This window comes from Streptomyces sp. NPDC001027, assembly GCF_040299045.1.
In the GTDB taxonomy this organism is placed as follows: Bacteria; Actinomycetota; Actinomycetes; order Streptomycetales; family Streptomycetaceae; genus Streptomyces.
Window position 1 is genome coordinate 1 of sequence record NZ_JBEPBI010000272.1, and the last position, 9,918, is coordinate 9,918.

Below are 9,918 nucleotides of genomic sequence, written 5' to 3' on the forward strand. Positions count from 1 at the left end.
GCCGTGCTCGCCGTGCTCGCCGTGCTCGCCGTGCTCGCCGTGCTCGCCGTGCTCGTGGCGTGGCGCTCGTCGCCATCGAACGCGAGGCGCTCACGCGACAGCCGCAGGTCGTGCTGGCGACAGCTAGGAGCCGGAGGTACCCGACGGCAGGCTCCGCTCGAGGATTCCGCCGAGATCGGCGGCGTCCGGAAGGGTGCCGAAGGCGTGTCCCCAGTCGCCGCCCAGCCGTGTCGCGCAGAAGGCGTCAGCGACGGCCGGCGGGGCGTGCCGGACGAGGAGGGAGCCCTGGAGGGCGAGGGCCATCTGCTCGACCAGCCGGCGGGCGCCGGCCGGCGTCGCCTCGCCCAGCCCGGTGCGCAGCCGTGCCACGGCCGCGTCGAGACGGACGTCCGCCCCGTGGGACAGGGCGAGCTCGTCGAACAGGGCCTCCGCGGTCGCTGGCTCGCGGGTCAACGCCCTCAGCACGTCGAGGGCGTTGACGTTGCCCGACCCCTCCCAGATCGACAGCAGGGGCGCTTCGCGGTAGTGGCGCGGCATGCCCGAGTCCTCCACGTAGCCGTTGCCGCCGAGACACTCCAGGGCCTCTGCCGTGAAGGCCGGCCCCCGCTTGGTCACCCAGTACTTGCCGACGGCGGTCGCGATCCGCCGGAAGGCCTGCTCGCCCTCGTCTCCGCGCACCGCTCGGTCGGCGGCGCCGGCCAGCCGCAGCGTGAGCGTGGTGGCGGCCTCCGACTCCAGCGCCAGGTCGGCCAGAACGTTGCGCATCAGCGGCTGGTCGAGCAGCCGCGCCCCGAACGCGTTGCGGTGGCGCACATGGTGTCCCGCCTCGACGAGCGTCTTGCGCATCAGCGTCGCCGACATCATCACGCAGTCCAGCCGGGTGCAGTTGACCATCTCGATGATGGTCTTCACGCCCTGTCCCTCCGGCCCGACCAGCCAGGCCACGGTCCCGTCGAACTCGGGCTCGGAGGACGCGTTGGAGCGGTTGCCGAGCTTCTCCTTGAGGCGCTGGACGCGGAACGGGTTGCGTGTGCCGTCGGGCAGCACGCGCGGCACGAGGAAGCAGGACAGGCCGCCGGGCGCCTGGGCCAGGACCAGGAACAGATCGCACATCGGGGCAGACGTGAACCACTTGTGTCCGCGCAGGGTGTACAGCCCCGGCTCCGCCGTCGGGGTGGCCGCGGTGGTGTTCGTGCGGACGTCGGAGCCGCCCTGCTTCTCGGTCATCCCCATGCCGGCGAGCAGCCCGCGCTTCTCGGCCGGCGGCCGCAGTCCCGGGTCGTACACGCGGCTCGTGAGCAGCGGCTCGTACACCGCGGCGAGCTCCGGCCGGCGTCGCAGGGCGGGGACGGCCGCGTACGTCATCGACGTGGGACAGCCGTGTCCGGCGTCCGTGTGCCCCCACGCCAGGCCGCCAGCCGTGCGCGCCACGTGGGCGCCGGGCCGGTCGTCCGCCCAGGGCGCCCCGGCCATCCCTTCGGCGACCGCGACCCGCATCAGCTCGTGCCAGCTGGGGTGGAAGTCGACCTCGTCGACGCGATGGCCGTACCGGTCGTGCGTGCGCAGCACGGGCTCGTGCCGGTTGGCCAGCTCGCCCCACTCCTGGGCCTCGGCGCCGCCCGCCAGCAGACCGATCCGGCGCACGTCCGCCTCCGCCCACCCCGCGCCTTCCCGGCGCAGCCCCTCCAGCAGGGCGGCGTCCTCGGAGGCGTCGTACGGGGCGAGCGGCGGCGGCTGATTCGTGACGTCGTGCGTCACCTGGAGCGACAGTGTCTGGGACATGCGCACCATGTTGCACTTCTCTGACAGTCGCAGCAATAGCGCAATACATCTGGCCCACTAAAGTACGGCCCCATGCGGATCAACGTGTCGGCGCAGTCCGGTGAGGTCGAGGTCGATCTGCGCCCGCTGTCCGCGCGGTCGGTGGTGCTGAGCCTGCTGCTCGGCTCGCACCCGCCCGAACTGGCCGCGAAGGACCTGGTGCGCGGCGTGGAGCCGTTCGGCGTCGGCGGCTCCACGGTGCGGGCGGCGCTGAGCCGGATGGTCGCGGCGGGCGATCTGCGCCGGACGGACGGCGTCTACCGGCTGAGCGACCGGCTGCTGGAGCGTCAACGACGTCAGGACGACGCCCTGCACCCGCACACGCGCGCGTGGGACGACGACTGGGAGATGGCCGTGGTCACCGCGACCGGTCGCGGCCCGGCCGAACGCGCCGAACTGCGCACCCGGCTGGGCGCGCTGCGGCTCGCCGAGCTCCGCGAGGGCGTCTGGCTGCGGCCCGCGAACCTGAGCCGGTCCTGGCCCGCGGAAATGGACCATGTGCTGCAGCGCTTCGTCACGCGGCCCTCGACGCCCGCCCGCGAGCTGGCGGTGAGCCTGTGGCCGCTCGATGCGTGGGCGCGGACGGCCCGGGAGCTGCTGGCCCACGTCGAGCGGGCTCGGAGGCCCGCCGACCGGTTCACGGCGCTCGCGGCGGTGGTGCGGCATCTGCTGGCCGACCCGGTGCTGCCCCCCGCGCTGCTGCCCGCCGACTGGCCGGGCCCGGTCCTGCGCACCGTCTACGAGCGGCACCGGCACGAGATCGCCGTCACGGCGTCCGGGCCGGGCCGGTAGGCGGAGGGGACCGAGCGGACCGTGCGACGGGACAGGGCGAGCCGGGTGCCGGCGCGGCTGGACGGCAGGGCGGCCGTGCGAAGCGTCGTGCGGGGGACGCTCCGTACGGCCGCCGTCTCACCGTGGGGGGTCGGGCGGGCCGGGCTGCCTACCGGTAGGTGATGTCGGACGACGAGTACTTGCAGTACGTCCCGTCCGCGTTGCTGCCGTTGGTGGTCGGCTCCTTGCCGGTGTTGTTGCCGATGTACTTCTGGCACGGGGTGATCTTCTTGTTGCTGTCCCCGACGATGGTGATCTTCCTGAGGGTGGCGCTGTCGCCGTAGTTGGTGTTGATGCCGACGAGCTTGTTGCCCTTGTAGGTCGCCTCGATGGTGTTCAGGTTGATCGTGCGCTTGTACTGGCCGCTCTTGCAGTTGCCGCAACTGCGCACGAAGGTGCCGAAGTTCTTCACGGCGAAGTTGGAGACGTTCAGCGTGCCGGCGCCGTTGAACTGGAACACCTTGTCGCTGGCCTCCTTCGCCCCTCCGCCGGAGACGGTGTAGACGTTGGACGACGAGGAGCCGAGGAAGGTCGCCGCGTCCTCGCCGACGTCCTCCCACCAGACGTTCTGCAGGGTGCAGCTGCCGAGGCAGTGGATGCCGTCGGCGGCGGGCGCGCCGATGATGACGTTCTTCAGGACGGCGCCGGGCTTGAGTTCCAGGATCGGGTCCTGGTCCTCGTTCTGGCCGCCGCTGCCGAGGTCGCCGCTGCCGTAGAGGCGCTGCATCCCGTAGTCCTTGGTGCCGGAGACCGGGATGGTGGCGGTCACTGCCTTGCTGCTGGTGGGGGTGGGCCAGGTGGCGGCGCTCGCGGGAGTGAGCGCTCCGCTAGTCATGAGCATGCCAACCGTGAGAGCGGTGGCGGCCAGCCCTCCGGCGAGGGCGCGCCCGCGGGCGCGAAGTGGTGCGGAAGCTACCGGTGGAGTCATGTCCCGATGCCTTCTTCCGGACAGTGGGGAAGATCAAGTATGTGAACGATGAACGTGAACTTGAACGACTTGATCGAACAGTGCGGCCTTTGTGGGGTCCAGTTGAGCGGCTCGGTCACACTGCTGAACGGAACGTAGGGGGTAAGCGCTTTCTAGTCAACGTCTTGCGCAGAACGCGTTCAGGCCGCGTTCCCGTCGCGTTCAGGTTCGCTCTCCGGTCGGCCGAGCTCTCCCCGGCCGGCTCCGGAGGGCGTGCGCGGCAAGGTGTGGGAGCGCTTCCATGGCGGGCATGTGCATGCCACTATGCGGGGTGAACGTGGCTTTGACGACGGTGACGGCAACCGGATCGCCCGACGTCCGATCGCCCGACCTCGGCGGACCCGTCCGGCCGGCCTTGACGAGCCTGCCGCTGCCTCCGTGTCGTCGTTCGTCGTTCGCCGTTCGAGCACCTCGCACGATCTCCCCGAGCCGCTACCGGAAAGGGACAGCCGCATGATCGATCGGGTCAACTCCCTGGGCAGGGCGCTGCGCCCCCTGTTAGGCGCCCTCCTGCTCCTGCTCACGGCCGCCGTCCTCACCGCTCCCGCCGCGTCCGCGGCGCCGAGGGCCGCCCCGCCGGTGCCCGCCGCCACGCTGACCGAGGTCACCGGCTTCGGCGCCAACCCCAGCAACCTCCAGATGTACGTCTACGCACCGGCGAACGTCGCCGCGCACCCGGCGGTACTCGTCGCGGTGCACTGGTGCGGAGGATCCGGACCCGCGATGCACTCCGGCACCGAGTACGCCCAACTGGCCGACCGGTACGGGTTCGTGATCGTGTACCCGTCCGTCACCCGCAGCAGCAAGTGCTTCGACGTCTCGTCGCCGCAGGCGCTCAGGCGCGGCGGCGGCAGCGACCCCGTCGGCGTCAAGTCGATGATCGACTGGGTGACCGCCGCGTACGCCGCCGACACCGCCCGCGTCTACGCCACCGGCATCTCCTCCGGGGCGATGATGACCAACGTCCTGCTCGGCGACTACCCCGACGTGTTCGCCGCCGGGTCCGCCTTCTCCGGCGTCCCCTTCGGCTGCTTCGCCACCGCCGACGGCTCCGAGTGGAACAGCGCCTGCTCCGGCGGCGCCGTCGTCCACACCGCGCAGGAGTGGGGCGACCTCGTGCGGAGGGCCTATCCCGGCTACAACGGTCCCCGGCCGCGCATGCAGGTGTGGCACGGGACCGAGGACGACGTGCTGCGCTACCCCAACTTCGGCGAGGAGATCAAGCAGTGGACCGACGTCCGGGGCGTGAGCCAGACCCCGGCCGCGACCGACTCGCCCGCCTCCGGCTGGACCCGCACCCGCTACGGCGGCACCGGTGACCAGGCCCCCGTCGAGGCCGTCAGCCTGGGGGGCGTCGGGCACAACCTGTACGCCTGGGGCATGGCCGCCCGCGTGCTGACCTTCTTCGGCCTGGACTCCGCCGGGCCTGCCCCGCAGCCGCAGCCCACAGGCTGCAAGGTGACCGCGACGACCAGCGCCTGGAGCACCGGACTGACCGCCTCCGTGACCCTCGCCAACACCGGGTCGAGCGCGATCGACGGCTGGCGGCTCGGCTTCACGCTGCCCTCCGGCCAGACCATCACCAACGGGTGGGGCGCCACGTACGCGCCGGCCTCCGGAGCGGTCACGGCCACGAACGCGACCTACAACGGCACACTCGCAGCCGGTGCGAGCATCACCATCGGCTACCAGGCAAACCACACCGGAAACAGTGCTGCGCCAGGTTCCTTCACGCTCAACGGGACTGTCTGCACACGGAGTTGACGACGTCTCCCGGGGCGGCAGACCCCTCTGAGCGCCCCGGGAGGGCTGTCGGGCCCGGCTGCCCGCCCCGGGGGACGCGTACGATCTCGGTGGTTTCGAGGAAACCGCCCGACCGCGGCGGGCGAAAAAGAAAGGGCAAGGGAGAAACACCACTCCTTGCCACTCTCAACGTATAGCGCACCCGGGGGCTTGCGGCAAGGCCCCCGTCGTCCCGCAGAATCGCAGGCCGAGGCCCGAACCTGCGGAAATGAGTGATCTACGAAGTGCATGTCGACCCCATGACCCTCTCGACCGCCGGCGCGTTCGACCTTCCCGACCGGCTGTCCGCCAAAGCCGACCCGAAGCTGATCGCCCACGACGAGCAGCACTTCGCGGCGATCGCGGAGAGCCTCGAGCAGACCATCGCCGAGCTCTCCGCGCGTCTCGACGCCGAGCGCCGCGCCCCCGGCGGCCTCGGCCGGGAGGCGATGGACCGCGACCAGGAGATCCACCGGCTGACGGGCCGACTGCGCTCCCTGAACCGCTTCGGCCTGGACCTGTGCCTCGGGCACATGGTCGGCGCGGACGACCCCGAGCCCCTGTACGTCGGACGCATCGGCCTCACCGACAGCACGGGCCGCCGACTGCTGATCGACTGGCGTTCCCCCGCGGCCGAGCCGTTCTTCGCGGCCACGCACGCCGATCCCATGGGCCTGGTGAGCCGTCGCCGCTACCGCTGGACCCGCGGCCGGATCAGCGACTACTGGGACGAGGTGTTCACCGCCGACGCGCTCGAAGGGCACGCCGCGCTCGACGACCAGTCCGCCTTCATCGCCAGCCTGGGCGGCACCCGGTCCGGGCGGATGCGCGACGTGCTCGCCACCATCCAGGCCGACCAGGACGCCGTCATCCGCGCCGGGTCGCGGGGCGCGCTCGTCGTCGACGGGGGTCCGGGCACCGGGAAGACCGTGGTGGCCCTGCACCGCTCGGCCTACCTCCTCTACTCCGACCCCCGCCTCGGGCACCGTCGGGGCGGCGTGCTGTTCGTCGGCCCGCACCGGCCCTACCTGGCCTATGTGGCCGACGTCCTGCCGAGCCTCGGCGAGGAGGGCGTGCAGACCTGCGTCCTGCGCGACCTCGTCGCCGAGGGCGCCGACGCGGCGGTGGAGGCCGACCCGACGGCGGCCCGGCTGAAGTCGTCGGCGGACATGGTGAAGGCGATCGAGACGGCCGTCCGGTTCTACGAGTCGCCGCCGACGGAGGGGATGACGGTCACCGTCTCCGACTCCGACCTCTGGCTCGGCGCCGACGACTGGGCCGAGGCGTTCGACGCGCCGTCGCCGGGCACTCCGCACAACGAGGCGCGCGACCTGATCTGGGAGGAACTGGTCACGATCCTGCTGGACAAGCACGGCGGCGACGTCTCACCGCAGTTGTTCCGCAAGGCGCTGCGGCACGACCGCGAATTGGTCGGCGCCCTCCACCGGGCGTGGCCGCTGCTGGAAGCGGCCGACCTGGTCGGAGACCTGTGGTCGGTTCCCGCCTATCTGCGGATGTGCGCCCCCTGGCTCACCCCGGACGAGGTGCGCGGGCTGCAACGCACCGACCCCCACGCGTGGACGGTGTCCGACCTGCCGCTCCTGGACGCGGCGCGCCAGCGGCTCGGCGACCCGGAGGAGGCCCGGCGCAAGGTCCGCCACAAGGCCGTCCTCGCCGCCCAGCGCGAACGCATGACGCAGGTCGTCGACAACCTGATCGCGGCCGTGGCCGACTCCGGGGCGGACGGTGACGACGGCGAAGGCCTGGTGACCATGCTGCGCGGCGAGGACGCCCAGGTCAGCCTGGTCGACGAGAGCGAACTGACCACCGCCGACCCGGACCTGCTGGCCGGCCCGTTCGCACACGTCGTGGTGGACGAGGCGCAGGAGCTGACCGACGCCGAGTGGCAGATGCTGCTGCTGCGCTGCCCGTCCCGCAGTTTCACCATCGTCGGGGACCGTGCCCAGGCCCGGCACGGATTCACGGAGTCCTGGCAGGAACGGCTCGAGCGGATCGGGCTCGACCGGATCGGCGTGGCGTCCCTGACCGTCAACTACCGGACGCCGGAGGAGGTCATGGCGGAGGCAGAGCCGGTCATCCGGGCCGCGCTCCCGGACGCCAACGTCCCGACGTCCATCCGCAGCAGCGGCGTCCCCGTCGTCCACGGGCACGTGTCGGAGCTGGACCGGGTCCTCCGGTCCTGGCTCGCCGAGCACGACGACGGGATCGCCTGCGTCATCGGCGACCCCGCGTTCCGGCCGACCTCGCGGGTCCGGTCGTTGACGCCCGAGCTGTCGAAGGGGCTCGAGTTCGACCTGGTCGTGCTGATCGACCCGGAGACCTTCGGGGCGGGCGTCGAGGGAGCGGTCGACCGCTATGTCGCGATGACCCGGGCCACCCAGCGACTGGTCGTCCTCACGAGCTCCTGACGCGCCCGGCCGCACACGATCACGAGCGTGCTGCCCTGCCAGGGAACCCCACCCGCCCGTCGGCGTGCACGAGGACGGGCGGGTGGGTGCGCTCACCGAAGGGGTGGCACCAGGGTGTTTCCCGCAGGAGAGGGACCGGAGGCGCTCACCGCAGAGGCGGCGGGTCCTGGACGCCGACGGCGGCCGGGCCCGCCGCCGCCCGCAGGGACGGCCAGTCCGGCAGCTTGACCGCCCGGCGGCCCAGCGAGGCCCCGAGCGCCGCCTCGGCCCGCTCGATCGCCAGCCAGCCCGCCCACTCGACGGGCTCGGCCCCGGCGGCCCGCAGCAGCGTGAGGGGGTCGCCGGGCAGCTCCCGTCGCACGAGGGCGGGGGCGTCCGCCAGCAGAGACGTCGCCGTCTCCTTCGCGCACGGCCGGTTGGCGCCGATGACACCGGTCGGGCCGCGCTTGATCCAGCCCGCCACGTACTCGCCCGGCGACGCCTCGCCGTCACGCACCACCCGCCCGGCCAGATGCGGCACGGTGCCGTGCCCGGCGTCGAACGGCAGGCCTTCGAGAGGCGTGCCCTGATAGCCCACCGACCGCAGCACCAACTGTGCCGGGACGTCCTCGTACCGGCCGGTGCCGGTCACTCCGCCGCGCCCGTCCGGCACTGTCCTTTCGAACCGCGCCACGCCCAACCGGCCGTCGACGGCGTGCAGTTCGACGGGGCGCAGGAAGAACCGCAGCCGGATGCGCCGTCGGGCGCCGCGGGCCGGCGTCGCCGCCCAGCCGCGCAGCACCTCCACGTTGCGCCGCTGCGCCGCCGGAAGGCCGGAAGGGTCCACGTACGCCGGATCGAGAGCCAGCTCCGCCTCGTCGACGACCACCTCGGCGTCCGGCAGCGTGCCCAGCTCCCGCAGCTCCTTGGTGGTGAACCGGGCCTGCGACGGGCCGCGCCGTCCGACCATCTGGATCTCGCGCACCTCGCTCGCCGCGAGCGCCGCCAACGCAGCCTGGGGCATGTCGGTGGGGCTCAGCTCGGCGGCGCCCCGCGCCAGGATCCGGGCGACGTCCACCGCGACGTTCCCGATCCCCACCACCACGGCCGTGTCGACGCCGTGCAGGAAACGTGCGGGTGAGGCGTCCGGGTGTGCGCTGTACCAGGACACGAACTCCGTCGCCGACCGACTGCCGGGCAGCTCCTCGCCCGGGATGCCGAGGCGTCGGTCGGTCGCGGCGCCGACGCAGTACACGACCGCGTGGTAGAGCTCGCGCAGCCGGGCGGGCGGCACTCCGTCCCCGCCCACCGGAACGTCTCCGAGGAAACGGACCCGTTCGTGCTCGAGCACGGCGCGCAGGTTCTGCTGCAGGGACTTGATCTTCGCGTGGTCCGGGGCGACGCCGTACCGCACCAGGCCGTACGGACAGGGCAGGCGGTCCAGGACGTCCACGAGCACGTCCGGGTCGAGCTGGACCAGACTCTGGGCGGTGTAGACACCACTCGGCCCGGAGCCGACGACGGCGACACGGAGCACGGCGGAACTCCTTACCCCGGAGGTCGGAGGAGATTCGCTGGTGCCTCCAGCATCGCACCGTCACGGCTCCGCTGACAGGGTGTGTACGGTCATGTCCCACGCGTGTCCGTTCGTATGGAAAGTGATCATGCGGTTACGTTCCGTATGTGCTAGAAGCATCGTTTCTTAATCTTTCTGATCGTTCCGCCGAGGACGGCACGGTGTCCGTGCGGCCGGCGTGGGAGGTGCGGGAGGCGGGAGGCGTCACTTCCTGGTCCCATGTCCGGCTGTCGTTCGCCGACGGGGCGCGGGTCGATCTGCTCGCCGTCACCAGCGAGGGCCGGGTCTCCATCGAGGACGTCCGTTCCCGGCCCGCCCTCTCGCTCGTCGATCTGACCCTGCTCGCGGACTGGATCGAGGGACCTCTCTTCGACGGCGCCGGCGAGGGCGAGGACGAGCCGGACGCGACGCCGGACATGGGCGGCGAAGCGGAGGCCGCGTTCGGCATGGAAGCCGCGTTCGGCACGGAGGCTGCGTTCGGCACGGAGGCCGCATGCCGCGTGGAAGCCGCGGTCCGCGTCGCGGGCGTGCCC

At 72.2% G+C, this 9,918-nt stretch carries 7 protein-coding genes; 4 read left to right on the plus strand and 3 right to left on the minus strand.

Annotated features, from left to right (window positions below; all coding sequences use genetic code 11):
* Positions 1-123: 123 nt before the first annotated feature.
* Positions 124-1,782: an acyl-CoA dehydrogenase family protein gene (locus ABT300_RS37480; RefSeq protein WP_351685770.1), complete on the minus strand. Its 1,659-nt coding sequence runs from the start codon at positions 1,780-1,782 to the stop codon at positions 124-126.
* A 72-nt stretch (positions 1,783-1,854) separates the two neighbouring features.
* Here ABT300_RS37480 and ABT300_RS37485 point away from each other — a divergent pair, with 72 nt between their 5' ends.
* Positions 1,855-2,613: a PaaX family transcriptional regulator C-terminal domain-containing protein gene (locus ABT300_RS37485; RefSeq protein ID WP_351685772.1), complete on the plus strand. Its 759-nt coding sequence runs from the start codon at positions 1,855-1,857 to the stop codon at positions 2,611-2,613.
* Positions 2,614-2,761: 148 nt separating this feature from the next.
* Here the strand turns inward: ABT300_RS37485 and ABT300_RS37490 are convergent, their stop codons facing one another.
* Positions 2,762-3,580: a pectate lyase gene (locus ABT300_RS37490; protein WP_351685774.1), complete on the minus strand. Its 819-nt coding sequence runs from the start codon at positions 3,578-3,580 to the stop codon at positions 2,762-2,764.
* A gap of 492 nt (positions 3,581-4,072) precedes the next feature.
* Here ABT300_RS37490 and ABT300_RS37495 point away from each other — a divergent pair, with 492 nt between their 5' ends.
* Both ABT300_RS37495 and helR read left to right on the plus strand, forming a co-directional pair.
* Entirely contained in the window at positions 4,073-5,383 is a 1,311-nt protein-coding gene (locus ABT300_RS37495) for an extracellular catalytic domain type 1 short-chain-length polyhydroxyalkanoate depolymerase (RefSeq protein WP_351685776.1), read from the plus strand.
* 278 nt (positions 5,384-5,661) lie between these two features.
* Positions 5,662-7,830 carry an RNA polymerase recycling motor ATPase HelR gene (gene helR / locus ABT300_RS37500; RefSeq protein ID WP_351685778.1) on the plus strand — a complete coding sequence of 723 codons (2,169 nt, stop codon included), beginning with the start codon at positions 5,662-5,664 and terminating at the stop codon, positions 7,828-7,830.
* Between the two features lie 145 nt (positions 7,831-7,975).
* On the opposite strand, the gene ABT300_RS37505 is transcribed toward helR, so the two are convergent.
* The gene (locus ABT300_RS37505; RefSeq protein ID WP_351685780.1) at positions 7,976-9,346 is read right to left on the minus strand and encodes an FAD-dependent oxidoreductase; all 1,371 of its coding nucleotides are present in this window, start codon (positions 9,344-9,346) and stop codon (positions 7,976-7,978) included.
* Between the two features lie 200 nt (positions 9,347-9,546).
* Between ABT300_RS37505 and ABT300_RS37510 the strand changes: the two genes are divergently transcribed.
* A partial coding sequence (locus tag ABT300_RS37510) for a DUF6214 family protein (RefSeq protein WP_351685782.1) occupies positions 9,547-9,918 on the plus strand: 372 nt, incomplete at its 3' end.

Excerpts from the sequence above, each read along its gene's own strand:
- ABT300_RS37485 (WP_351685772.1), top strand. The coding sequence starts at position 1,855 with ATGCGGATCAACGTGTCGGCGCAGTCCGGTGAGGTCGAGGTCGATCTG.
- ABT300_RS37495 (WP_351685776.1), top strand. The coding sequence starts at position 4,073 with ATGATCGATCGGGTCAACTCCCTGGGCAGGGCGCTGCGCCCCCTGTTA.
- helR (WP_351685778.1), top strand. The coding sequence starts at position 5,662 with ATGACCCTCTCGACCGCCGGCGCGTTCGACCTTCCCGACCGGCTGTCC.
- ABT300_RS37490 (WP_351685774.1), bottom strand. The coding sequence starts at position 3,580 with ATGACTCCACCGGTAGCTTCCGCACCACTTCGCGCCCGCGGGCGCGCC.
- ABT300_RS37480 (WP_351685770.1), bottom strand. The coding sequence starts at position 1,782 with ATGTCCCAGACACTGTCGCTCCAGGTGACGCACGACGTCACGAATCAG.